The sequence below is a fragment of the Nocardiopsis deserti genome, assembly GCF_008638355.1.
GTDB lineage: Bacteria > Actinomycetota > Actinomycetes > Streptosporangiales > Streptosporangiaceae > Nocardiopsis > Nocardiopsis alborubida.
Genome location: NZ_VWVS01000004.1, coordinates 471,727 through 496,460 on the forward strand (window position 1 = coordinate 471,727; position 24,734 = coordinate 496,460).

The following is a 24,734-nucleotide window of genomic DNA, read 5'->3' on the forward strand; positions in this document are numbered from 1 at the left end:
GGGGCGGTGGAAGCCGCGCCGGCCCCGGAGCGCGGTCGGCACGGCGCGCGGGTCAGCGCCGCCCGCAGATCTCCCTGGCCCTGCACAGGTCGCCCTGGATGCGGGCGACGCCCGACGTCAGCTGCGGCAGCTGCGCCGCCGCGCCGTTGAGCTCGTGGGAGCGCTGGTTGCGCCGGGCCACGCCGCCGGAGACGATCCGCACGGTCACCTCCAGGGCGATCGCCCCGACCAGGCCGAACACGCCCACGGACATGAGCAGGCCCGCGATCCCCTCCATGCCGTTGCCCGCCGCCATCCCGGCGAGCAGACCGGCGGGGATGCCGAAGATGGCGAACCGGCAGATCCGCAGGCCCAGGAGCAGCCGCTCCTGGAGCCTCACCCCGCGGCGCAGGTCGGCGTGGTCGGCACTGACCTTGTTGTGCCGGGTCTCCCAGCTCCGCCGCTGCTCGGCCAGCGACCGCATGGTCGACAGGGCGCCGTAGACCACGGCCGCGTAACCGGCGCTGACGGGCACCGGCGCACCCTCGACTCGGCTCCAGAGGATCGACACCCACTCCCCCAGGCCCGTGTCGCCGCCGTCGCCGGGCGGCACCAGGCGCTCGGGGCGCAGCAGGAAGGCCAGGATGAGGGCCGCGCTCACGCTGACGCGCGCCGCGCGCCAACCCTCCAGTTCGCCGGTGAGCTGCTCCTGGAAGGCGTTGGCGGCCCGCTCGGCCTCGTCGAGCTGCTCGGCGAGGCGCATCAGGTCTGCGGAGTCGGCGCCGTGGTGGGCGCCCATGGTCCTGAGCACGCCCGGGCGGGCCATCAGGACCATCTCGTTGGCCTTGGGCGCGCCGGTCAGCAGGGGGCGCGGGTCGTCGAACATCTCGCCCAGCTCGGCCACGGTGGCACCCCGGCCGCGGAAGATCGGCGGCAGGTCGGGGCGCAGCTGCGAGACGAACGAGGCCAGCGCCAGGTTGGCGTCGTTGTTGACGTGCCCCCGGAACAGGGACCGGTCCACCGTGGTGTCGCCCAGGTCGTTGACGAGCCAGGCGCCCAGGGCCGCACGTTCGGCCGGGTCGCTGAAGACCTGGACGGCCGCGCTCCAGTTCTGCTGCATGGCCTCGGCCAGGTCGCCCGGGTCGGTGAACCGGATGCCGTGGAAGTGGTACGGGGGCACGCCCGACCGGTACGGCGGCGAGGTGTGGAGGCCGCTGGCCGGACCCGCCCCGGACAGCGAGGGGTGGGACGGCGGCGTGTGGGCACCGTTCACCGCGCCCGCGGCGGAGGGCGGGGAGTAGGGCGGCGGAGTCGTGGAGTACGACGGTGCGGTCGGCGGCGCCAGACCGGCCGCGGCGGCGCCCGGGGCCATCTGCGTGTAGGCGCGGGTCGCGTCCACCCCCGCAGAGTCCGCGGGAGCGACCCGGGTCGGGTCCACCGGAACCGGAGGAGCCACTCGGGTGGGGCGGGTCCGCGGGTGCTCGTCGGGGGCGACCCGGGTGGGGTCCGTCTCCACCCGGGTGCGTACGTCGGACGGGGGCAGGACCCGGGTGCCGCCGTCGCCCGACCGCGCCGGGACCGCCGAGCGCGCGGCCGTGCCCTCGGCGGGTGCGGAGACCAGCTGGTTGAGCAGGGTGGTGGCGTCGGGGCGCCGGTCGGGGTCCTTGTCCAGGCAGGCGCGGACGATCCCGGCGAGCGGTTCGGTGAGGGGGCCCAGGTCGGGCTCGCCGCCCAGGATCCGGGCGATGCGGGAGGCCTGGGTGGGGCCGGGGAAGGCCTCGTGCCCGGTGGCGGCGTAGACCATCACCGAACCCCAGGAGAAGATGTCCACCGCCGAGGTCAGCCGCATGCCCTCCAGCTGCTCGGGCGCCATGTACCCGATCGTGCCCACCACACCACTGGCGGTGACCGAGGTGGTCTCGACCGCGCGGGCGATGCCGAAGTCGATCACCCGCGGGCCGTCCGGGGCCAGCATGATGTTGTCGGGTTTGAGGTCGCGGTGCACGACCCCGGCCGCGTGGATCGCGGCCAGCGCGGTGGCCGTGGAGATGGCCAGGCGGTGCAGTTCGACGCCGCCGCGCGGGCCTTGGGTGGCCACGGCGCGCTGGAGCGTGGGGCCGTCGATGAACTCGGTGGCGATCCACGGCTCGGCGGCCCCGGGGTCGGCGTCCAGGATCGCGGCGATGCAGAAGCCGCTCACCCGCCGGGCCTGCTCGACCTCGGTGCTGAAGCGGCGGCGCATCTCCGGATCCCCCGCCCAGCTGGCGTGCAGGATCTTGACCGCGGCGCGGCCGCCGTCGGGGTCCTCTCCGAGGAACACCTCGCCGAAACCGCCGCGCCCCAGCGACCGCACCAGCCGGTAGTTCCCCGCCGTGCGGCCGGGGGGCTGGCCCGCCCCGCCGTTACCCTTCTGGACGTGCTGGTCCTCCACCAGGCCACCCCGTATCCGTCGTCATCGCTTCCCCCGGTGGGCCCATGACGGGCCCGTGGGAACTATAGTCACGTTTCGGTCGGCCCGGACCCGGGGACATGGGCGGGCACCGAAGTCCCGTTCCCTGTGGTCCGATGCCGTGCGGGGGCGAAACGTTCTCTCCCCGTGCCCGTCCGAATACCCGCCCGCGTCACGTCCGGGCCGTCAGCGGTCGCGCTCCCGGGGCCGGTGGTCGCCGCGCTGGACGCGCTGGACGAGGTCGTCGGTGAGCGTGCCGTAGCCGGTGGCGGCCCACACGCTCTCCTCGGCGGGCACCTCGTAGTAGGGCACCGTGTCGCCGCCGTGCTCGGCGGGCAGGACGACGGGGCGCACCCGGTCGCGGACGGCCCTGGCGCAGTCGGGGCACAGCGGGACGCGGATGGTGCGCGTGCCGCCGAACTCCCGCCAGGGCGTCACCTTGGTGTTCGTGCCGTGCAGCGGGTTGGCGTAGCAGTGGCGGCGCCGGACGGCGGAGCGCGAGCCCCTGGCCGCGCTCTCCAGCGCGTCCTCGGCGATGTCGAGCAGCACGAGCACGCCCACCGCGTCGGGCAGGGTGGCTCCCCCGGCGGCCATCCGGTCGTGGACCGCGGCGGCGGCGGAGCGGGCGTCCAGGGCGCGCTGGAGGCTCTGCCCCGACCTGGCGTCCGTCCCCGAGCCCGCGTCCATGCGGCTCAGGCGCTCGCCCACCTCGATGAGGTCGCGCTCGCCCTGTTCGACCAGGGAGTCCAGCTGGGCGCGGTCGGCGTTGTCGAAGGCCGCGTGCTGGGTGATCGAGGCCGCCCTGCGCCTGCCCCGGCGCGCGGTGAGGCGGTTGCGCACGAGCAGCGCCAGCACGAGCGCGAGCAGGACCGCGACCACGGCCCCGACCGCGATCAGCGGGCCGGACCCCGTGCCCGAAGCCGCCCCCGGCCCTGTGCCGGCCTCCTGCCCGGCATTCGCACCCGGGTCCGTGATCTGGGGGTTGGCCTCCTCGTAGGCCTGGAGGGCCGCCTCGTAGGCCGCGCGGGGGTCGTCGGACAGCGCGGCCTCCACGGCCGCGTCGGCCTGCTGGAGCATGGAGCCGTCGAAGTCCGTCCCGTAGGAGGCGGCCAGGGCCCCGTGGTGCGCGGGGGCCGCGTCCTGGGCGCCGGGGCCGAAGTCCGCCCCGTGGTACCCCGACACCTCCTCGTAGGCCAGGTAGTGCCCCTCGCCGCCGCCCCTGCGGTCGTGCACGACCGACACGAGCGTGGCCGCGTCCCCGCCCCAGGCGTCGCCGTCCGTCAAAGGCACCGCGATCACGTACAGCTCCAGGCCGGAGGACTCGATGACCCCGGCGACGCGCTCCTGGTCCTCGGCCGGGAAGGCGGACTCGTAGGCGGGGTCGACGTAGACCGGCGACTCCTCCAGCGCGTCGGCGATGGTCTGGGTGCGGTCACCCTGGCCCTGCGCGTCCGGGTCCTGCGCGTCCAGGTCCTGGGCCAGGGCCCCGGTCGCGGGGCACAGGAGCAGCACCGCGCAGGACGCGACCAGCGCCCGCGCCGCGTACCGGGCCAGCGGGGAATCAGCGGGCATCGATCTCCTCCAGGACCCTCTCGGCCATGCGTGCGGGGTTCTTGGCCCCGAAGCGGTACTGGACCCACGCGCGTTCGTTCATCGACAGGTGGTCCCGCCGCGTCCCCCCACCGTCGCGCACGCGCAGCACGGCGACCGTGCGCTGCTGCTCGGTCAGGGCGGCGCACGCCCGGCACACGGGGAACAGGCCCCGCCGCTCCCGCGGACCGGCGCGCCTGAACGCCGTGGCGGGTCCGTGCAGGGGGTTGACCATGCACGGGGAGAGGTCCACGGACCCGGGGTCCTCCAGCGCGGCGTGCGCCCTGCGGGAGACGACCGCCACGCCGACCAGGTCGAGGTCGTCGGGGTCGGCGTCCATGACCATCAGCGCCGCCTCGACCGGGGGCATCATCGAGCCCGGGAGGCGCTCGGCCCGGTCGGAGGAGACCAGGGCGGCCAGCCGCGCGCGCTCGCGCTCGGCGGTGCGGCGCAGGGCGCGCGGGGAGGGCTGGCGTTCGCGCATCCCGCGCGAACCCCGCACCAGGGCCGCCGTTCCCAGCACCGCGCCCAGCAGGATCGCGCCGAGCATGGGGCCCAGGAACAGCGCCCCGGCCCAGAAGTCCTCCCAGAAGCGCGCCGTACGCGGTTCGGGAACGGTCACCGAGGTGTCCGGCGGCAGCGGGTCCCCCGCCTCCGGGTCGCGCGGGAGCTGTTCGACCGCATCCAGCAGCAGGCCGAGTTCCTGCGCCGGGGTCGTGGCACCGCCCTCGTCCAGTGCCCGGTCCAGGTAGTAGGACTCCAGGCCGGTGCCGAAGGCGAGCACGGTCGTCTCGGGCGTCTCCTCGTAGGACTCCTGGGTGATGACCGCGTAGACGCCGTCCTCGCCCAGGACGTGGCGCATCGCGTGCGCGAACCGCGCCGGGTCGCCCTCGCTCTCGTCGGTGTCGGCCATCGGCAGGAGGACCGCGTACACCGGGACGGAGGAGCGCTCCGCCCGCTCGGCGACGTCCGCGAGCCCCTCGCGGGACAGTGGGCTCAGGGGGTCCACGTAGAGGGGGCCGCCGCCGAGCCCGTCCACCACCCGTTCCACGCGCACGGTGGAGGTCACGTAGGGCGGCTGCGACCGGGCCTGCTCCAGGGGGTCGGGGCGTTCGTTGGCGTCCAGGGGCACGCTGTCCATGTAGTACAGGGCTCCGGCCACACCGGCGGCGGGCAGGGCCAGCCCGAACACCGAGGCGACCGCGACCGCGGCGACCGTGCTGCCGCCCCTGCGGCGTGTCCACCACACGTGGAAGAGGGACAGGGTGAGCAGCGCGCCGGTCGCGGTGCTGACCAGGAAGCCGAGGTTGTTGGGCCCGACCGACGTGGTCGGGTCCAGGTCCCCCAGGAACTCCTCCCAGGCCGTGGGGCCCCGGTAGGCCTCCTGCTCGGCGGAGTACTCCTGCCGGAGGCGGTTGGCCGTGGCCTGCGCGTCCGGGTCGGCCAGGGCCGCCGTGAAGGCGTCGGCGGCCTCGTCGAGCGGGGCGCCGTAGTAGTCCAGCTCGGGTGAGTAGCGGACCGTGTCGGAGGCGGCCTCCACCGGGAGGTCGACGCCCGCGGCCCGGGCCAGGGGAACGCTGTCGGGCTGGAGGAGGACGTAGAGGCCGTCCGCACCGACGCGGTCGGCCAGGGAGGGCAGCATGTCCCCTCCCCACTGTGGCTCCGCGCCGGGGAAGGGGCTGGCGACGACGTGGTAGGGCACGTCCAGTGCGCCGAAGGAGTCGTGGAGGTCGGCCTCCAGCTCCTCCAGGTCGTACCGGCCGGCCAGGGCGTCGTCCACGACCACGGCGGCGCCCTCGGGCTGCTCGGTGAGCAGCGCGGCGTAGTGCTCCGCGGGGGTCGCGTGCTCCTCGCGGGTCCCGGCTTCGGGCTCGGGCTGCGCCGAGGCGGGGGTGGCACCGAGGACCGGGAGGAGGATCAGCAGCACCGGGAGGACGACGGCCGGGATGAGCCGGAAACGGGGGCTGGTGGGGCCGGGCATGCGGTGAGCATAGCGGAGGTTTACGGACATCAGCCGGGGTGGGACCCGTCCGCGGCCCCGGACGCGGACGGGACGGAAGACCCGGGAAAGCCCGTCCCGCCCGGGATACGGACGCCGCGCCCGTCGGCTTCGGTACGCTCCGCACACGCTTTTTTGCTGAATGTCCCGATTTTGGAGTTTAGTCAGCTTTCTGGTGTTCCCCTTTGGCCTGCTCGGCCGCAGGCTGGGAAGCGGGGAGAACGCCCGGTGGTTCCACGCGCTTTCGCACCTCGCGGACGGCGTCGACCTGAGACCGCCCGCACGGCGTCGGAGTCCCCGCACCAAGCCACGAAGGGAAACCCACTGTCATGCAGAAGAAGACCCTGCGCCGCATCGCGATCACGGCCGTCGCCGCACCCGCCCTGGCGTTCGGGGCCCCGGCCCTGGCCTCGGCGGACGCGTACTACGAGGCGGAGTCCAGCGGAGCCAACTCCAGCGGTGCGTTCCACTACGAGCTCGAGGCCTTCGCCGGTGACGGCAAGTCCTGGTTCGAGGAGTCCTTCAGCGTCGCCGGTGAGGGCGGCGCCTACTCCTCCGAGACCGAGAGCGGCGCCGGCTAGGGTCGCCGACTCCCGAGGACGACTCCCGGTGCCGCACGGCGGCGCCGGGAGTTCGCGTGTCCGGGGCGGAGCGGAACCACGTGCGTCCGGGACGGTCCGCCCCGGACACGGGGGGGCCACGTGGGGTCGCGGTGGGAGTGAGATGTCCGGGATTTACCCTCCACCGCCGCCGCGGGCCCTCCTCCCGCCGCCCTCACGGGCGCTCCCGGAGGTCCTGCCGTGCGGAATCCGGGCCACCACGCGGATGCCGCCACCTCCCCGGCTCCCCGGCGACGCTTCGCGCGCACCCGGGGCGCGACATCTCGATTTTGGTGTTTACGCAGGTCCCTGGTGTTCCCTCTTGGGCTGCTCCGGCGTCAGGATGAATAAAGAAGACAAAAGGCACAAAGAGGACAAAGTCGGGCGGAACCACGCGTCCAGCGATGCGCCGACAGCGCGGCTGGAGGCAACCGCATCCGCACGGCCGCTCCCCGAACCGAGCTTCGAAGGGAACCCACCACCATGCAGAGGAAGACCCTGCGCCGCTTCGCGTTCACCGTCGTCGCCGCACCCGTCCTGGCGCTCGGGGCCCCGGCCCTGGCCTCGGCGGACAGCTACTACTCGTCCAGCTGGTCGGGGGCGGGTTCCGACGGGGCGTACAGCTACGTGGTCAAGTCCGGCAGCGGGCACGGCCACCACCACGGCCACAGCTGGTACTACCACTCCTGGTCGCACGCCGGCCCCCACGGGGCGTACCACTCCAGCGTCAGCAGCGGCAGCCACTGACACACCGGACGCGAGGGACGGCTCCCGGCGCCGCACGGCGGCGCCGGGAGTCCGCGTGTCCGGGACGGTCCGCCCCGGACACGGGCCGGTCCCCCCGCCGCCTCCGCGGCGGTGGGGGGACCGGGGCAGGTGCCGGGCCCGAGCCCGGCGCCGTGTCAGCCGGTCGGGTTCTCCCTGCCGGGCTCGACGAAGGCCTTGAAGCGCTTCATGTCGCCCTTGGCGCGGGTCTTGACCAGGCCGAGCTTGTCTCCGAGCTGCTCGACCACGCCCTCCGGGACGGTCTTGAGCTGGAGGGTGATCCTGCTGCTGGTGTCGGACAGGCGGTGGAAGGTCACCACCCCGGCGTGGGTCGTACCGTCCGTGGTCTTCCAGGCGATCCGCTCCCCGGGGACCTGTTCGGTGACCACGGCCTCGAAGTCCCTCTTCTGGCCGCCGATCTCGATGGTCCAGAGCATGTGCCCGTCACCGGTGCGGACGACCTTGTCGACCCCCTCCATGAAGGCGGGGAACTCCTCGAACCTCGTCCACTGGGCGTAGGCGGCGGTGACCGGGACGTCGACCTCCACCGTCTCGATGATCTCTGACATTGATCCGGTTCCTTCGCCGTAGCTTGCGTTCGTTCCTTACCGGTGCCGCTACCCGACCCGACGCGGGCAAACCACGCTGGCTATACCTTTTCGTTACCTTCCGCGGAGGGAGGGGCGAACGCAAGCGGGGCCGCCACCGTCGCTCGGACGGTGGCGGCCCCGCGGAACCGCGTGGGGTGCCCGCGCACGGGCTCACCCGTGCGCGGACCCGCCTACTTGGCGATCAGCTGGCGCAGCACGTACTGCAGGATGCCGCCGTTGCGGTAGTAGTCGGCCTCGCCGGGGGTGTCGATGCGCACCACGGCGTCGAACTCCACGCCGGTGTCGGTGCTGACCTTCACCGTCTCCGGGATACCGCCCTCGTTCAGCTCGGTCACACCGGTGATGGAGAAGGTCTCCTCGCCGGTCAGGCCGAGGGAGTCGGCGGACTGGCCCTCGGGGAACTGGAGCGGCAGGACGCCCATGCCGATCAGGTTCGAGCGGTGGATGCGCTCGTAGGACTCGGTGATGACCGCGCGCACGCCCAGCAGGCTGGTGCCCTTGGCCGCCCAGTCGCGCGAGGAGCCGGAACCGTACTCCTTGCCGCCCAGGACGACCAGCGGGATCTCCTGGTCGGCGTAGTTGCGGGCGGCGTCGTAGATGAACGACACCGGGCCCTCGGGCTGGGTGAAGTCACGGGTGTAGCCGCCCTCGGTGCCCGGCGCGATCTGGTTGCGCAGGCGGATGTTGGCGAACGTGCCCCGGATCATCACCTCGTGGTTGCCGCGGCGCGAACCGTAGGAGTTGAAGTCGCGGCGCTCCACACCGTTGGCCTTGAGGTACTCGGCCGCGGGGGTGCCCGGCTTGATGGCGCCGGCCGGGGAGATGTGGTCGGTGGTGACCGAGTCTCCCAGCTTGGCCAGGACCCGGGCGCCGGTGATGTCGGTGACCGGGGCCGGGGTGGTCTCCATGCCCTCGAAGTAGGGGGGCTTGCGGACGTAGGTCGACTCGCCCTCCCACTCGAAGGTGTTGCCCGTCGGGGTGGGCAGCGAACGCCAGCGCTCGTCACCGGCGAACACGTCCGAGTACGCGGACTCGTACATGTCCGAGGCGATCGCGGAGTCCATGACCTGCTGGATCTCCTCGGCGCTCGGCCAGATGTCGGCCAGGAAGACGGGCTCGCCGTCCTTGTCGATGCCCAGCGGCTCCGTGGTGATGTCCACGTCCAGCGACCCGGCCAGCGCGTAGGCGACCACCAGCGGCGGCGAGGCCAGGTAGTTCATCTTCACGTCCGGGTTGATCCGGCCCTCGAAGTTGCGGTTGCCGGACAGGACCGCGGAGACGGCCAGGTCGTTGTCCTGGACGGCCTGGGAGATCTCCTCCGGCAGCGGGCCGGAGTTGCCGATGCAGGTGGTGCAGCCGTATCCGACCAGGTTGAAGCCCAGCTTGTCCAGGTACGGGGTCAGGCCGGAGCGCTCGTAGTAGTCGGTGACGACCTTGGAGCCCGGGGCCATGGAGGTCTTGACCCACGGCTTGCGGGTCAGGCCCTTCTCCACCGCCTTCTTGGCCAGCAGGGCGGCGCCCAGCATGACCGAGGGGTTGGAGGTGTTGGTGCAGGAGGTGATCGCGGCGATCACCACGGCGCCGTGGTCGATCTCGGTCTCGGTCCCGTCGGCCATGGTGACCTTGACGGCCTTGTGCGGACGGGCGCCGTTGGCGGCCGGGGACGGGGCGTCGGAGGCCGGGAAGGACTCCTCGCCCGCCTCGTCGACCTCGTCCTCGACGTAGTTGCGCACGTCGTGGCGCCAGGTGCTCTTGGCCTCCGACAGCGCGATGCGGTCCTGCGGGCGCTTGGGACCGGCGATGGAGGGGACCACCTCGGCCAGGTCGAGTTCCAGGTACTCGGAGAACTCGGGCTCGTTGGCCGGGTCGTGCCAGAAGCCGTTGGCCTTGGCGTAGGCCTCGGTCAGGGCCACCTGCTGCTCGGAGCGGCCGGTCAGCTTCATGTACCGGATGGTCTCGTCGTCGATCGGGAAGATCGCGGCGGTGGAGCCGAACTCCGGGCTCATGTTGCCGATGGTGGCGCGGTTGGCCAGCGGCACGGAGGCCACGCCCTCGCCGTAGAACTCGACGAACTTGCCGACCACGCCGTGCTGGCGCAGCTTCTCGGTGATGGTGAGCACCAGGTCGGTGGCGGTGGTGCCGGGCTGGAGCTCACCGGTCAGCTTGAAGCCGACCACGCGCGGGATGAGCATGGAGATCGGCTGGCCGAGCATGGCGGCCTCGGCCTCGATGCCGCCCACGCCCCAGCCCAGGATGCCCAGGCCGTTCTGCATGGTGGTGTGCGAGTCGGTGCCGACGCAGGTGTCGGGGTAGGCCTGGCCGCCGCGGCTCATGGTGACGCGCGCCAGGTGCTCGATGTTGGCCTGGTGCACGATGCCGGTGCCGGGCGGGACGACCTTGAACTCGTCGAAGGCGGTCTGGCCCCAGCGCAGGAACTTGTAGCGCTCGTAGTTGCGCTCGTACTCGATCTCGACGTTGCGCTCGAAGGCGTCGGGACGGCCGAAGAGGTCGACGACGACGGAGTGGTCGATCACCAGCTCGGCGGGGGCGAGCGGGTTGATCTTGTCCGGGTCGCCGCCCAGCTCGCGCACGGCCTCGCGCATGGTGGCGAGGTCGACGACGCAGGGAACGCCGGTGAAGTCCTGCATGATCACCCGCGCGGGGGTGAACTGGATCTCCTGGTTGGGCTGGGCCTTGGGGTCCCAGCCGCCCAGGGCCCGGATGTGGTCGGCGGTGACGTTCGCACCGTCCTCGGTGCGCAGGAGGTTCTCCAGCAGCACCTTCAGGCTGTAGGGAAGCCGCCTGGAACCCTCAACGGTCTCCAGACGGAAGATCTCGTACGACTCGTCGCCAACGCGCAACGTGTCACGGGCGCCGAAGCTGTTCGCGGACACGGTGTCTGCCTCCTGATCTCGCCACTTACGTTCCCAGCATCCTGCCTCATGGGGCGGATGCGGGACCTACTGAGGCCGCCCTGACCGAACACCGGGGGCGAAGGGCCGCGGAAGTGACCTCCGCCTGCCTCCCGGCCTCCGTCAGGCCCGCCGTGGCCTGCGACGACACCACTCGCCACCGGCCGGGCAGCCCACTGGTAGCGGGCGCCCACGTTGTCCGGCCCGGGTGCGGTCAAGCGGTCAACTTCACACACCCGAACCGGGAGCGGGCCGAGGGGAACCCCGCTGTTATCTTGATGTCAAGGTATCTAACTTGTATCTCGATATCAAGTTATCGGGCGGCCGCCAGCGGTGTGCGACCGCCCCCTCGATGTGCCTCTTCGGGGCTCCACTCCGTGTTCGGACGCCCAAGGAGCGGGAACCGGGTCGAAGCGGGCGCAGTGGCGCCCACACCGGGTTGGCTCGTGCCCACCCGTCGCCCGCCACCGCCCCCGGACGCTACGCGCAGCCCTTCCTTCGTTCGGGGCTGCGGATCAGTCCAGCTGCGGCGCGACCTGCGACGCCACCAGCTCCAGGTGGTCCAGGTCGGACATGTCCAGCATCTGGAGGTACATGCGTTCGGCGCCCGCCTCGGCGAAGCGGCCGATCCTGTCCACCAGCTCGTTCGGAGTACCCGCCAGGCCGTTCTCCCGCAGCTCGGGCACCTCGCGGCCGATCCGCTCGGCCCGCCGGGCCACCTCCGCCTCGTCCCTGCCCACGCACAGGACCTGCGCGGCGGAGTAGACCATCGGAGCGCCGCGCCCCGAGGCCCGCACGGCGGCCCGGGTCCGCTCGAAGGCGGCCGAGGTGTCCTCGACCGAGCTGAAGGGCACGTTGTACTCGTCGGCGTACTTGGCGGCCAGGCGCGGCGTGCGCTTGGGTCCGGTGCCGCCGATCAGCACCGGCGGACGCGGACCCTGCTGCGGCTTGGGCAGCGCGGGCCCCTCCGCCAGGCGGTAGTGCTTGCCCTCGTAGCGGAAGGTCTCCCCCACCGGGGTCGACCACAGGCCGGTGATGATGTCCAGCTGCTCCTCGTAGCGGTCGAAGCGCTCACGGGCGGTGGCGGGGAAGGGGATCCCGTAGACCGCGTGCTCCTCCTCGAACCAGCCCGAGCCGAAGCCGAACTCCACCCGGCCGCCGCTCATGCGGTCGACCTGGGCGACGGAGATCGCCAGGGGCGCGGGGTAGCGGAACGTCGCCGCGGTCATCAGCGTGCCCAGGCGGATACGGGAGGTGTCCCGGGCGAGCCCGGCGAGAGTGATCCAGGCGTCGGTGGGCCCGGGGAGGCCGCTGACGTGATCCCCCATGTGCAGATAGTGGTCAGACCGGAACAGAGCGTCAAAACCCAGGTCCTCGACGGCCCTGGCGACGGTGAGCTGGTCCTCGTAGGTGGCCCCCTGTTGGGGCTCAAGGAAGATCCTCAGACGCATAAGCCCCATTTTCTCCCACACCGGGGACCAGACCGAAACCGCCGCGCGGTTACCGTGGAAAAGGCGCCTCCGCGCCCGCAGTCCACCGTCCGCCGTCCGCCGAACCGAAACGCGCCCCTCCCGCGATAGACCTCCACGTGAAGCTGCTCCGCCGCGCGCGCCGCCGCGCGCCCTCCTACAACCCGGACAGCACCGACCCGGTGCTGCTGGCCGCCGTCGCCGCGGGCGAGACCCGTGCTCTGGAGTTCCTGCACCGCAGGCACGCCACCTGGCTGCGGGCCCGGCTGCGCTACCGGTGCTCGGACCCCGACCAGCTCGACGCCGCCCTCCAGGAGACCTTCCTGGCCGTGTGGAGGAACGCGGGCTCCTTCACCCCCCGCCCCGGCGACACCGACGCCGGGGCCTGGCTGTGGACCATCGCGATCCGCCAGCTCATCTCCCAGCTGCGCAAACGCGCCAACCGCTGGATAGCCGACAGCGACACCGAACCCTACGAGGCCATCGGCGACGCCTCCGCCGAGGACACCGTGCTGCTCAACATCGAACACGGTCCGTTGGGCGCCGCCCTGCACTCCCTCTCGCCGGAACTGCGCTCGGCCATCCAGGCCACCGTGCTCGACGGACTCACCGTCCGGGAGGCCGCGCAGATCCTCCAGATCCCCGAGGGAACCGTCAAGACACGGGTCATGCGCGCCAAGGCGCGACTACGGGAGGCACTGACATGAGCTGGCACCTGACCCCTGCCCAAGCACACGAGTACGCCCACCACCGCTCCGACGACGTCACCGCCATGTCCGTGGAGGCCCACATCACCCACTGCGCGCCCTGCCGCGACCTGCTGCCCGCCGACGAGCCCTGGCTGGCCCGGAGCTGGGAGGACCTGCGCGACGTCGTGGACCGCCCCAGGCGCGGCCCGGTCGAGTCCCTGCTGTCCTCGCTGGGGCTGGGCGAGGGCACCGCCAAGCTGCTGGCCGCCACCCCCTCCCTGTACCGGGCCTGGCTGCTGGCCACGGTCGTGGTGCTGACGGCCGCCCTGCTGGCCGCGCACCACCTGCCGCGCGGATCGCTGATGTTCACCTTCACCGCTCCGGTGGTGCCCCTGGCCGGGGTGGCCCTGGCCTACGGGCGCGGGGTGGACCCGGCCCACTCCCTGACCTCGGTCACGCCGCTGGCGGGCCAGCGGCTGCTGTTCCTGCGGACCTGCGCGGTGCTGGTGCCCGCGCTGACCCTGTGCATGTCGGCGGCGCTGCTGCTGCCCCACGCGCACACCCCGTGGAAGGCGGTGTTCTGGCTGCTGCCCGCCCTCACCCTGGTCGCCGGATCCCTCGTGCTCAGCCGCTGGATACACCTGGGCGCGGCCAGCACCGCGGTGGGACTGCTGTGGCTGACCGCCCTGGGCGTCCTGACCACCTCCGAGGACGCCACTCCGCTGCACCTGCTCGCACCCCAGGCCCAGATGTGGTGGGCGGCCGCGCTCGCCGCCCTGCTCGGCGCGCTCCTGCTGCGGGTGAGGACGGCGTGAGCGCGACGAGCACACGGACCGCCGCCAGCGTCCGCGGGCTGGTGCACCGCTACGGCACCCGCACCGCCCTGGCCGGGGTCGACCTGGACCTGGGCCCGGGCGTGACCGGGCTGCTGGGGCGCAACGGCGCGGGCAAGACCACCCTGCTGCGCTGCCTGGCCACCGACCTGGAGGCCGACGACGGCGAACTGCGCGTGTTCGGGTACGACCCCGCGCGGGCCGCCGAGCGCACCGAGATCCGCCGCGACCTGGGCTACCTGCCGCAGAACCCCGAGTTCTACCCGTACTTCACCGCGTTCGGCCTGCTGGACTACATGGCGGTGCTCAAGGAACTGGGCGGACGCCGCGCCCGCCACGACGAGGTGCGCCGGGTCCTGGAGCGGGTCGGGCTCCACGACCGCCGCCACAGCCGGGTCCGGCGCCTGTCCGGCGGTATGCGCCAGCGGCTGGGCCTGGCCTCGGCCCTGCTCGGCGACCCCGGGGTGCTGTTGCTGGACGAGCCGACCATCGGTCTGGACCCCGAGCAGCGCATCCGGTTCCGCGGCCTGGTCTCGGAGCTGGCCGTGCGCAGCACCGTGGTGCTGTCCACCCACCAGATCGAGGACGTGGCCGCCCTGTGCCAGCGCGTGGTGTGCCTGGACAGGGGCCGGGTGGTCTTCGACGGGACCCCCCGCACGCTGGTGGACCGGGCGCGCGGGCACGTGTGGGAGCGCGACGGCCACCCCGGCCGGGAGTACACCGCCTGGCGCCTGGCCGACGGGCGCTACCGGGTGCTCACCCCCGCAGGTGGCGCCGTGCCCGGCCCCGCGGACGGCCTGGAGCCGGTCGAGCCCAGCCTGGAGGACGCCTACCTGCTGCTCACCGGTGTGCAACAGGGGGAGCGGTGAGCCTCATCCGGCACACGGTCGGCGCCGACCCGGAGGAGGGGGCACCCGCCGGGGAGGAGGCCGCGGCCCCGGGCCGGCGCACCGCCCGGACACACGTAGCCCGGCACACGGCCACGTTCGTCCGTCTGACCTGGTTCAACACGCTCCGCCTGGCCCGCAACCCGGTTCTGGTCCCGGGTGTCCTCGTGGGCCTGTACCTGCTCGTGGCCCCGGACTGGGCGGGCCGGACCTCCACCCTGGAGGGCTGGTACGACAACGCCAACTCCGCCGCGTCGGCCGTGGGCGCGATGCTGTTCGCCGTGGTCGCCTTCCCCGCCATGCGCGAGGCCCGCTACTCCCCGCGCCTGGTCTCCCCACTGGGCCGGACGGGGCGGATGCTGGCCCTGATGGCGGCGTCCTCACTGGTCAGCACGGCGCTCGTCGTTCTGTGGGCCGGGGTGGACCGCTGGCTGTCCCCTCCCCTTCTGGGCACGCTGAGCCCGTACGCCTACCCGGCGCCCCTCCTGCTGGCGGCCGCGGGCCCGCTGCTGTCCATCGCCCTGGTGGCGTGGACGCACTCCTACCTTCCGCTGGTCGTGACCCTGCTGGCCCTGCCCGCCTACTGGCTGTACGGCGTCTCCGCGGTGGACGCCGACCTGTCGGGCGCCGTGCTGCGGGTGGAGTGGGCGGCCCGCGTCGCCCTCGACCCCTTCAACACGCGCGCCCCCTCCGTCACCGACGTGGCCGCCGTCTACCTGGTCTACTCGGTGCTGGTCGTGGCCCTCCTGGCCGTCCTGGCCGCGGCCGCGCGGGGCCGCCGGGCCCACCGGGCGGCATGCCTGGGCGCGGCCGCCGTGCTGCTGGCCGCCACCGTGGGCACCGTCGTCCACGGCCGCCTGGCCCAACCGCTGTACTCCCCCATCCCCGACAGCCGGGTCCACGGCGCGCAGGGGCCCTCCTGCCAGACCAGGGAGGGCGTCACCTACTGTCCCCTGCCCGGCTTCGAACCGTGGGTGGAGCGCTGGCACGGCGCCCTGGGGCCGGCCATGGACCTGCTGCCCGAGGTCCCGCGCGAGCGCATGCCCGTGGTGTGGCAGGAGAGCTTCTCCTACCATCGGGAACTGGACGTGCCCCGGGACCGGGACGTGGTGGTCCACGCGTACGCGGGGAGCGGGGAGCACTACTGGCGGACCGAACTGGTGGGCAGCGCGGCCCGGGTGGCCCTGGGCCTGCCCGACCCCTACGAGACCGACTGCCTGGGCACCGGCCAGGCGCGCGTGCTGCTGGCGGCGTGGCTGGCCGCCAGCGTGGAGGGCCTGTCCCGCTACGACACGCTGGACACGCTGGCCGCGCACCTGTACGCCTACCAGCCCTCCCCGGTGGACCTGGAGCTCTCCCTGGCCATGGCCGACCTGCCCGAGGAGCGGGTGAGCCGGATCCTGGAACGGAACTGGGAGAGGCTGACCGACCCGCGCACGACCAGCCGGGAGCTGGCGCGGCTGCTGGGCACGCCCCTGCGGGAGACCTCCACCGCGTCCGCCGGGCCCGGGGACTGGGAGCGGTTGTACCCCGAGTACGAGTACCACACCTACGAGGAGGCCCCGGGGTGGCGGGCCCGGCCCGTGTGCGACTGAGCCGCGGCCGGGTCGGCGAATCGGCCATGGTCCGCGCTCTGGATCGGCACCGCCCATCTCCCCAGGCCTCCGGGTACGCCGTACCAGAAACGAGGCCGCTTCCCGTGGGCAGACCCCTGGCGGCGCTTCCCCGTCCGTCCGCCGTATCGGGGCCCGCGCGCGACCAGCACACACATCCGGTCGTAGGATGGAAGGCATGAAGAACCCGTACTGGCACGTCGTGCTCCCCCCTCTGTGCGCCTGACCGGGCGCACCACCACCTCTTCCTGAAGAGCCCGGCCGACACGTCCCGGTGGCCGCCACCGGGTCGGCCCTCCTCGTGCGCCCGCGCTTCGCGACCACTCGCAAGACGCGACGACGAAGGACTCCACGACCGTGTCAGAACGTTCCCACCCCGTGTCCGACTCCCGGGCACCCGCCCCCTCCGCCACCGCCCTGACCCGGGGCCCGCTGCCGATCCTGGCCGCGGCCGTGCTGTGGGGCACCACCGGCACCGCCAGCTCCTTCGCCCCGGCGAGCGCCCCGGCGGCGGCCATCGGCTCCGCCGGACTGGTCCTGGGCGGCCTGCTGCTGTTCCTCACCGGGCGCGGTTCCCTGGCCCTGGTGCGCCGGGGCGACCGGGCCACCCGCTGGTCGCTCGCCCTGGGCGCCCTGGCCGTGGCCGGGTACCCGCTGGCCTTCTATCCCGCGGTGGCCCAGGCGGGCGTCGCCGTCGCCACGGTGATCACCCTGGGCAGCGCCCCGGTCTTCGCCGGGCTCCTGGCCTGGATGACCGGGCAGGCCAGGCCCACGGCGCGCTGGACCGCGGCGACCCTGGCCGCGGTGCTGGGCTGCGCCGTGCTCGTGCTGGGCTCGGAGCTGACCGGAGCGCAGGCCGCGGCCGACCCCGCGGGGGTGCTGCTGGCCCTGCTCGCCGGACTGTCCTACTCCGCCTACGCGCTCATCGCCGAGCGGCTGATCCAGCGCGGCCACTCCTCGAACGCCGTGATGGGCACGATGTTCGCCGGCGGCGGGATCGCCGTGCTGCCCGTGGTCCTGGCCACCGGGACGGCCTGGCTGGCCACGGTCGAGGGCGCCCTGGTGACCCTGCACCTGGCGGTGTTCACCGTGTTCCTGGCCTACCGGCTGTTCGGACAGGGGCTGCGCAACACCCCCGCCTCGGTGGCCACCACCCTGACCCTGGCCGAACCCGCCGTGGCCGCGCTGCTGGGCGTGGTGGTGGTCGGTGAGCGCCTGCCCGCCGTGTCGTGGGCGGGGCTGGCCGTGCTCGCCCTGGGCCTGGCGGTCCTGCGGGCACCCGCCGGGCGTCCCGGGCGCGGATAGCGCCATCGGTGCGGAGCCGGTCCGCCCGGCCCCGCACCGGGCGATCGGCGCCCCACGCGGGGCGGCCCGGCGGGGTCGTACAGCCCCCGCCGGGCCGCGGAGGCCGCGGTCAGCGCTCCTGGTGGCGGCGGGCCGGGCGGACCGGCTCCAGCACCGCCAGGCACTCCACGTGGTGGGTCATCGGGAAGGCGTCGAACGCGCGAAGGTCCACCAGGCGGTACTCGGCCCGCTCGAACGCGGCCAGATCGCGGGCGAGCGTGGCGGGGTCGCACGAGACGTAGGCCACCCTGCGGGGGCGCGTCCCGGTCAGGGAGCGCACCACCTCGGCGCCCGCACCGGCCCGGGGCGGGTCCAGCACGACCACGTCGGCGCGCACGTCCGCCCACTCGCGCAGCTGGGCGGCGACGTCGCCCTGCTCGACGCGGACCTGTTCCATGTCCTTGAGGTTGTACCGGGCGTCGCGCACGGCCTCGGCGCCGCTCTCCACGCCCATGGCTCGGCCCTCGGGGCCCACCGCGGCGGCCAGCGCGCCGGTGAACAGCCCCGCCCCGCAGTACAGGTCCAGGGCGGTCTCACCGGGCTTGGGCTCCAGGGCGTCCAGCACGGCGGCGGTGAGCACCTCGGCGGCCGCCGGGTGCACCTGCCAGAAGCCGCCCGCGCTGACGCGGTACTCGCGGCCGTTCGCGTTCTCGCGCACGCCCCTGCGCCCGCGCACCTGCTGGACGCGGCCGCCCTTGAACCGGCGCAGCACCGCGCTGGAGGCGCCCAGTTCGGGCAGGGCGTCCAGCTTGGCCCCGGTCGGTGTGACGACGACGGCGCGGTCGGCGCAGGCGGCCGAGGCGACCGCCTCCACCTCGCGGACGCCCTCCCACTTGACGTCGGTCACACCGAGCTCGGTCACACCGGGGTGGGCGATGAGGCAGCGCTCGACGGGCTCGATGTCGTGGGAGCGGTGGCGGCGCAGTCCGGCGCGGCCGCCGGAGTCCACGGCGAAGCGCACGCGGGTGCGCCAGCCCAGGCCGTCGGGGGTGCCGGGCAGCTCCTCCACCGCGACCTCGCGGTCGATCCCGGCGATGCGCCGCAGCTGGTCGGCGACGACCTTGCCCTTGAGGGCCCGCTGCGCCTCCGGGGCGGCGTGCTGCCAGTCGCAGCCTCCGCACTTGCCCGGCCCGGCGGCCGGACAGGGGGCCTGGACGCGGTCCGGGGAGGCCTGGAGGACCTCGACGGCGTCGCCGCGCAGGAAGCGGGAGGTCTGCTCGGTGACGCGGACGCGGACCCGCTCGCCGGGCAGAGCGTGGCGGACGAAGACCACCTGGTCGTCGTGGCGCCCCACGCACCAGCCCCCGTGCGCGACGTCGTCCACGGTCAGCTCGAAATCCTGTCCCACACGGTTCATGGCGGTCGTCCTCAAGAGATGGTCGGGTCACGTGACGGGTGACCCTGCGCGCACAGCCACCAACCGTTCCCAATCTACCTGCCGGAACCCACCCCCCGGGCTGGCCTGTGGACGGCCGGGGCGGCCGAGCGTGTCGGCCGCATCTGTGCCAAGGTGTCACTGTGCGCACGCGGAACCACGGCGTGCGCGGCGGCTATCTCGACGGGAGTGCGGGCGAGGTGCACATCGTGATCATGGGGTGCGGTCGGGTGGGGTCCACCCTCGCGCACACCCTGGTGGACCTGGGGCACACGGTGGCGGTGATCGACCAGGACCCCGAGGCGTTCCGGCGTCTGCGCGGCTCCGTGGCCAAGCACGCGGTCCGGGGCCCGGGCCACGACCGGGAGGTCCTGCTCGCCGCCGGGATCGACCGCGCGGGGGCCTTCGCCGCGGTCAGCAACGGGGACAACTCCAACATCATCTCCGCGCGGGTGGCCCGCGAGGCGTTCGGCGTCGACAACGTGGTCGCGCGGATCTACGACCCCCGCCGGGCCGAGGTCTACCAGCGGCTGGGCATCCCCACGGTGGCGACGGTGCGCTGGACAGCCGACGCGGTCCTGCGCCGGATGGTGCCGGGCGACGGGCGGCTCACCTCCGGACCGGAGTGGCAGGACGCGTCCGGGACCCTGGCCATGAACGAGCTGAACCTGCCGCGGGGGTGGGCCGGGCGCCGCGTCGCCGACCTGGAGGAGCGGGCGCCGGTGCGGGTGGTCTACCTGACGCGTGAGGGCCGGATCCTCCTGGCCGGGTCCGATGACCTCCTGGAGGAGGAGGACGTCCTGCACGTGGTCGCCCGCGGCCGCGACCTGGACGGGCTGCGGCTGGACGACGAGACGGGGCGTGGGTGAGATGCGGATCGCCATCGCGGGAGCCGGGAGCGTGGGACGCTCCATCGCCACGGAGCTGGCGGGCAGCGGCCACGACGTGCTGCTGATCGACCGGGACACCCGCGCCATCGGCGTGGACGACCTGCCCCAGGTGGAGTGGCTGCTGGCCGACGCCTGCGAGCTGGCCACGCTGGAGGACGCCCGCTTGGAGGGCTTCGACGTGGTCGTCGCGGCCAGCAGCGACGACAAGGTGAACCTGGTGGTGTCCCTGCTGGCCAAGACCGAGTTCGGGGTGGGCCGGGTGATCGCCCGCATCAACGACCCCGACAACGAGTGGCTGTTCACCGAGTCCTGGGGCGTGGACCTGGCGGTCTCCCCGCCGCGGCTGATCGCCGACCTGGTCGAGGGGGTCCCCGAGGAGGCCCCGGACGGGGAGGACTCCCTGCCGCCGCTGCCGGGCGCCGAGATCGCCGAGTCGGTGCTGCACGCCAGGAGCCCGTTCGCGGGCGGACCGGAGGGGGCGCTGGCGGAGTCGCTGCCCGAGGGCGTGGCGCTGGTGGCGGTGGTGGGCCCCGGCGGGGTGCGCCCGCCGGACCCCGGCCGGACCCTGGCGGTGGGCGACACCGTGGTGTTCCTGGCCGAACCCGAGGTCCTGGGCACCCTGGAGTCCCTGCTGGGCTCGGCGGACGACGCCGACTAGCCCCGTTCGCCGTGATCCTGTACTTGTGGCGAGGCTCGAGCGCCGACCTCGGCTATAAGTACAAGATCATCGCAGGTCAAAACCTCACGCACCACACCAGCAACACTTCGGCCAGGCCGTCAGTCGCCCGTCTCGCCCCGGGCCGAGCGTTCCCGCTCCTCCAGCGGGGTGCGGCCCCGGGCCAGCACCCAGACCATGGCCGCGAACGCCGCGACCTGGAGCGGCCAGCCCATGGCGACCTTGGAGAAGCCCAGGAGGGCGAAGGTGTCGGCCCAGCCGTAGGTGTCGGCCATCCACAGCGGGTACTGCACGAGCACGCGGATCACGCAGGGCAGGACCAGCAGCCAGGTCAGGCGTGAGGCCAGGGTGACCACGGCCGGGTTGGCGCGCCAGGAGGTGAAGTCCTCCTTGTCGCCGATGAACGGGCCGATCATCAGCCCGATCGCGGGCCAGCGCACCAGCACCGACAGACTCAGCACCACGGCGTAGACGGCGTTGTAGATGATGCCCGGCAGGAAGGCGTCGGCGGCGTTGCCGCTGCGCATGGCGAAGACCGCGGCGATGCCGATGCCGAACAGGCTGGTGAGCACGTACTGCACCGAGGAGCGCTGCACGAGCCGGACCGCGCCCAGGAGCAGGGCCGCGACCACGCCCAGGACGATCGACAGCCGCAGTTCCGAGCTCACGATGTAGGAGACGGTGAAGGTCAGGGTGGGCACCGCCGCCTCGACCATGCCGCGCTTGCCGCCCAGCGCCTTGGACAGCTGTGAGCGCACGAGCGCCTCGACCGTGTCCTCGGTGACCGCCGGGCGGTCCACCGCCGTGGCGCCCTCACCGTTGTCTCGCTCCGGGGCGGGGGCGCCTCCGGGAGCCGGGGTGTCCGCCGCGGGCGCCTCGGCCCTGTCGTCCGCCCCGGTGGCCGGGGCGGCCCCCTCGGCGGCCCGCTGGTGCTCAGTCATCCTGCTCCCGGTCGGATCGGTGGTCGGTGTTCGGTCGTCGCCGCGCGGGGCGTCCAACGCGGTTCCGCACGCCATGATGGCCCAAGCCTATGCGACGTGCGACCGGCCGCGGGGTACGCGCGGTGGTCGCGCGAACGCGCTCCGCCCGCCTTTGTCCCCTTGGGTCCGGGCTTGTCGCGTGCGGCTTCTCACCCGGCGGCGCACCCTGGCGGCCGGGGAACGCCTTCCGTACGCTGGCGACCAGACGCCGGAGCCGAGAGCGAGCAGGAGCCCATGCAGACGAGCACGTCCCCGCGCCGGGACCACCTGGAGTTCGCCGCCGCCCTGGACCGGGTGCTGACCCGGCCCGGAGAGTCGCACGTGTGGTCCCCCCACTCGGTGGGCACGGTGCTGGCGCTGCTGGCCACCGGCGCCCGGGAGCGCACCCTGACCGAGCTGGAGGCGCTGCTGGGCGCGGACGTGCGGGGCCAACTGGAGGAGCTGGACGCGGCCGTGGCCGCCGAGCCAGGACTCGACCTGGCCAGCCTCAACGGCCTGTACGTGCCCGCCGACCTGGAGGTCCTGCCGGGTTTCACGGCCCGGGTGCGCGAGCGCGCCGGAGCCGAGGTGGAGCACGCCGACTTCGAGCACGACTCCGAGGGGGTGCGCTCACGGGTCAACGCCAGGGTGGCGGAGGTGACCCGCGGCCTGATCGAGGAACTGCTCCCGGCGGGCAGCATCCACCCGGGCGTGCGGCTGCTGCTGGTCAACGCGCTGTGGGTGAAGCTGGCCTGGCCCGACCCCTTCGACCCGGCCCGAACCCTGGACAGGACCTTCCACACCCCGTCGGGGAGGCGGAAGGCGCCCACCATGCACCGCTCGGCCCGTCTGCCCCACGCACGGACCCAGGGATGGAGCATGGTGAGCCTGGAGGGCGACCACGGCCTGACCCTGGACGTGCTGCTGCCCGACGAGCGCTCCGCCACCCCCGCCCCGGTGACGGCCGACGCGCTCGCGGACCTGTACGGCGGCCGCTCCTCCCAGCAGGTGGACCTGGCCCTGCCGCGCTTCCGGGTGGAGACCGACACCTCCCTCCTCGAACCGCTGGCGGCGCTGGGCGTGCGCGACCTGTCCACGGACGCGGCCCGCTTCGACGGGATCAGCCCGGAGCCGCTGCGGGCCGACGAGATCCTGCACCAGTCGGTGCTGCGGGTGGACGAGAAGGGCGCCGAGGGCGCCGCCGCGACCGCCGTGATGATGCTCCGGGCGGCCGCGGTGGCGCCGAAACCGGTGAGGTTCACCGTGGACCGGCCGTTCGTGTTCGTGCTGCGCCGCGGCGGGGCGGTCCTGTTCCTGGGCCGCGTCACCGACCCCGTGGACCCGGGTCCCGCCTCCTGACCCCGCCGGGACCGCACCTCCGCCCGCGCTCGCGGGCGGCGCCTCAGACCTCGAACACCTCGAAGGCGGTGGCGAGGGGGACCCCCGCCCACTCCCCCGCCCGGGCGGCGGCCTGGGGCAGGAAGGACTTCTGGTCGAACCCCTCCAGGTTGGACAGGTAGAGGGCGTGGGCGTCCAGCGACGCCACGCCCGCAGCCAGGTCGGCCTCGCTCAGCTCGACGTAGTGGGCGGCCAGGGGCGAGGCGCCGAAGGCCACCAAGCGCACGCCCGACCACGGTGGGAGGCCCTCCTCCAGCTGCTCGCGGAACACCCACCGGTTGGCGGCGTCGCGGACCGCGTCCAGCAGGGCCGGGCCGAGCACCCGGTGGTCGGCGTGGTTGAAGGCGCCCGAGCCCGGGAAGTGGTCGCGGAAGTTGATGGAGACGATCACGTCGGGGCGGTGGCGGCGGATCGCTCCGGCCAGCGCGGCGCGCAGCGGGATCCCGTACTCCAGGGTGCCGTCGGGGAAGTCGAGGAACTCCACGGCGGCCACGCCGACGGCCGCCGCCGAGGCGCGCTGCTCAGCCATGCGCAGCGGGGCGCACTCCTCGGGGGCGATGGTGTCGATGCCCGCCTCGCCCCGGGTGACCAGCAGTTCCACCACGTCCTTGCCCTGGCCGGTCCAGCGGGCGATCGCGGAGGAGCTGCCGAACTCCAGGTCGTCGGGGTGGGCCACCACCGCCAGGGCTCGGTCCCAGTCCTCGGGGAGCGGCCGGGGCGCGCTGTTCTCCGTCGTCTGCGTCATGTGCCACAGACTACGGAAGACGGCGCGCCCTGCCCGGCACCTCCCCGGCGATGCGGGGCCCTGCTCCCGCCGGGGGGCCTACTCCCCCGGAGCGCCCCCCGCGCCGCCGGACTGATCCGGCTGGCCGCCGGCCCCTCCGGGCCGCGCACCGGGCGCGGCGCCGTTGGGAGAGCGGCCCGCGTTGCCGCGCTGGGCCGCCTGCTGGGCGGCGCGCGTCTTGGCGGCCTCGGCCATCTTCTCCTGGATCTGCTTGGGCACGGTGATGGGCAGCAGCTCGCTGGGCGGCACCGGGTGGTCTCCGCGCACCACCACGATGCTGGAGAAGAGGTGCTCGACCTCGGCCATCACCTCGGGCTTGGAGGCGCCCTCGCCGCGGATCACGCCGCGCAGCACCCAGCGCGGCCCGTCCACGCCGATGAAGCGCACCCGCTGGGCGAGCTGCTTGCCGTCCTCGGTCGTGCGGCCCTTGACCGGGACGAGGGCCTTGAGCTCGGGGCCGAAGGTGCCGTCGTGCTCCTCGGCCTTGCCGCCCTGCTTGACGACCTGCTCGCGCAGCTCCTCGCGCATCTCGTCCCACAGTCCCGAGGACTTGGGCGCGGCGAAGGGCTGCACCTGCAGGGCGCTCTTGCCGCGTACCAGGGTGACGCCGATGATCTTCTGCTTGCCCTGGGTGTCCTGGGCGACGTTCACCTGGATCTCGGTGCCCTGCTCCATGGGCAGCCGCATGCTGCCCAGGTCCATCCGGTTGGCCTCGGGGGCGTCCTCGGTGGAGTCCCACGGCCCGGAGGAGCGGTGGCGGTCCGCGTCCTTGGGCTGCTGCTCCCGGGAGCGCTCCGGCTCGATCTCGTTGCCGAAGGAGACCGCTCCGGCGGCGCCCTCACGCCTGGGCGCGGCCTCCGTCCCCGTTCTCTCGGTCTCTTCGTCCCGCTTCTTGCGGCGGCGTCCGAACACG

The 24,734-nt window shown here is 73.6% G+C and carries 20 protein-coding genes; 10 read left to right on the forward strand and 10 right to left on the reverse strand.

Annotated elements, in window-relative coordinates; translation table 11 throughout:
• Positions 1-52: 52 nt before the first annotated feature.
• The 3 genes from FYW99_RS14755 to FYW99_RS14765 form a co-directional block, all read right to left on the reverse strand.
• On the reverse strand, positions 53-2,410 hold the full coding sequence (locus tag FYW99_RS14755; protein WP_150252601.1) for a serine/threonine protein kinase: 2,358 nt from the start codon (positions 2,408-2,410) through the stop codon (positions 53-55).
• A gap of 204 nt (positions 2,411-2,614) precedes the next feature.
• Entirely contained in the window at positions 2,615-4,000 is a 1,386-nt protein-coding gene (locus tag FYW99_RS14760; protein ID WP_150252602.1) for a hypothetical protein, read from the reverse strand.
• Entirely contained in the window at positions 3,990-5,999 is a 2,010-nt protein-coding gene (locus FYW99_RS14765; RefSeq protein WP_150252603.1) for a hypothetical protein, read from the reverse strand. Before FYW99_RS14765 ends, FYW99_RS14760 begins: the two co-directional genes overlap by 11 nt.
• A gap of 347 nt (positions 6,000-6,346) precedes the next feature.
• Here FYW99_RS14765 and FYW99_RS14770 point away from each other — a divergent pair, with 347 nt between their 5' ends.
• Together FYW99_RS14770 and FYW99_RS14775 are read left to right on the forward strand one after the other, a co-directional pair.
• The gene (locus FYW99_RS14770) at positions 6,347-6,598 is read left to right on the forward strand and encodes a hypothetical protein (protein ID WP_150252604.1); all 252 of its coding nucleotides are present in this window, start codon (positions 6,347-6,349) and stop codon (positions 6,596-6,598) included.
• Positions 6,599-7,099: 501 nt separating this feature from the next.
• Positions 7,100-7,363 (forward strand): hypothetical protein, encoded by a 264-nt coding sequence (locus FYW99_RS14775; protein WP_150252605.1) that lies wholly within the window; start codon positions 7,100-7,102, stop codon positions 7,361-7,363.
• A 155-nt stretch (positions 7,364-7,518) separates the two neighbouring features.
• Here the strand turns inward: FYW99_RS14775 and FYW99_RS14780 are convergent, their stop codons facing one another.
• The 3 genes from FYW99_RS14780 to FYW99_RS14790 form a co-directional block, all read right to left on the reverse strand.
• On the reverse strand, positions 7,519-7,950 hold the full coding sequence (locus FYW99_RS14780; RefSeq protein ID WP_061083624.1) for an SRPBCC family protein: 432 nt from the start codon (positions 7,948-7,950) through the stop codon (positions 7,519-7,521).
• Positions 7,951-8,162: 212 nt separating this feature from the next.
• Positions 8,163-10,886, reverse strand: coding sequence for an aconitate hydratase AcnA (gene acnA / locus FYW99_RS14785; RefSeq protein ID WP_150252606.1), 2,724 nt, complete (start codon positions 10,884-10,886; stop codon positions 8,163-8,165).
• A gap of 533 nt (positions 10,887-11,419) precedes the next feature.
• Positions 11,420-12,355: an LLM class F420-dependent oxidoreductase gene (locus tag FYW99_RS14790; protein WP_150252607.1), complete on the reverse strand. Its 936-nt coding sequence runs from the start codon at positions 12,353-12,355 to the stop codon at positions 11,420-11,422.
• A 137-nt stretch (positions 12,356-12,492) separates the two neighbouring features.
• Here FYW99_RS14790 and FYW99_RS14795 point away from each other — a divergent pair, with 137 nt between their 5' ends.
• The 5 genes from FYW99_RS14795 to FYW99_RS14815 all read left to right on the forward strand — a co-directional run bounded on the left by FYW99_RS14795 (position 12,493) and on the right by FYW99_RS14815 (position 17,700).
• Positions 12,493-13,080 (forward strand): RNA polymerase sigma factor, encoded by a 588-nt coding sequence (locus FYW99_RS14795; protein ID WP_150252608.1) that lies wholly within the window; start codon positions 12,493-12,495, stop codon positions 13,078-13,080.
• Entirely contained in the window at positions 13,077-13,877 is an 801-nt protein-coding gene (locus FYW99_RS14800; protein WP_150252609.1) for a zf-HC2 domain-containing protein, read from the forward strand. Before FYW99_RS14795 ends, FYW99_RS14800 begins: the two co-directional genes overlap by 4 nt.
• On the forward strand, positions 13,874-14,764 hold the full coding sequence (locus FYW99_RS14805; RefSeq protein WP_150252610.1) for an ABC transporter ATP-binding protein: 891 nt from the start codon (positions 13,874-13,876) through the stop codon (positions 14,762-14,764). The genes FYW99_RS14800 and FYW99_RS14805 overlap by 4 nt, the downstream gene beginning before the upstream one ends.
• Positions 14,761-16,377 carry a hypothetical protein gene (locus FYW99_RS14810; RefSeq protein ID WP_150252611.1) on the forward strand — a complete coding sequence of 539 codons (1,617 nt, stop codon included), beginning with the start codon at positions 14,761-14,763 and terminating at the stop codon, positions 16,375-16,377. The genes FYW99_RS14805 and FYW99_RS14810 overlap by 4 nt, the downstream gene beginning before the upstream one ends.
• A gap of 375 nt (positions 16,378-16,752) precedes the next feature.
• Positions 16,753-17,700 (forward strand): EamA family transporter, encoded by a 948-nt coding sequence (locus tag FYW99_RS14815; protein ID WP_150252612.1) that lies wholly within the window; start codon positions 16,753-16,755, stop codon positions 17,698-17,700.
• 109 nt (positions 17,701-17,809) lie between these two features.
• On the opposite strand, the gene FYW99_RS14820 is transcribed toward FYW99_RS14815, so the two are convergent.
• Positions 17,810-19,096, reverse strand: a complete 1,287-nt coding sequence (locus FYW99_RS14820) for a class I SAM-dependent RNA methyltransferase (protein WP_150252613.1) — start codon at positions 19,094-19,096, stop codon at positions 17,810-17,812.
• Between the two features lie 218 nt (positions 19,097-19,314).
• Between FYW99_RS14820 and FYW99_RS14825 the strand changes: the two genes are divergently transcribed.
• Both FYW99_RS14825 and FYW99_RS14830 read left to right on the forward strand, forming a co-directional pair.
• Positions 19,315-19,983, forward strand: a complete 669-nt coding sequence (locus FYW99_RS14825; RefSeq protein WP_150252700.1) for a potassium channel family protein — start codon at positions 19,315-19,317, stop codon at positions 19,981-19,983.
• Positions 19,976-20,662: a potassium channel family protein gene (locus FYW99_RS14830; RefSeq protein WP_150252614.1), complete on the forward strand. Its 687-nt coding sequence runs from the start codon at positions 19,976-19,978 to the stop codon at positions 20,660-20,662. The genes FYW99_RS14825 and FYW99_RS14830 overlap by 8 nt, the downstream gene beginning before the upstream one ends.
• 119 nt (positions 20,663-20,781) lie before the next feature.
• Here FYW99_RS14830 and FYW99_RS14835 read toward each other — a convergent pair whose 3' ends face one another.
• Complete coding sequence (locus FYW99_RS14835) at positions 20,782-21,621, reverse strand: DUF3159 domain-containing protein (protein ID WP_150252615.1); 840 nt, start codon at positions 21,619-21,621, stop codon at positions 20,782-20,784.
• A gap of 273 nt (positions 21,622-21,894) precedes the next feature.
• On the opposite strand from FYW99_RS14835, the gene FYW99_RS14840 reads away from it, so the two are divergent.
• Complete coding sequence (locus tag FYW99_RS14840; protein ID WP_150252616.1) at positions 21,895-22,998, forward strand: serpin family protein; 1,104 nt, start codon at positions 21,895-21,897, stop codon at positions 22,996-22,998.
• A 43-nt stretch (positions 22,999-23,041) separates the two neighbouring features.
• Here FYW99_RS14840 and FYW99_RS14845 read toward each other — a convergent pair whose 3' ends face one another.
• The gene (locus FYW99_RS14845; RefSeq protein WP_150252617.1) at positions 23,042-23,782 is read right to left on the reverse strand and encodes a PIG-L deacetylase family protein; all 741 of its coding nucleotides are present in this window, start codon (positions 23,780-23,782) and stop codon (positions 23,042-23,044) included.
• 78 nt (positions 23,783-23,860) lie between these two features.
• Entirely contained in the window at positions 23,861-24,733 is an 873-nt protein-coding gene (locus FYW99_RS14850) for a DUF3710 domain-containing protein (RefSeq protein ID WP_150252618.1), read from the reverse strand.
• Between the last annotated feature and the right edge of the window lies 1 nt (position 24,734).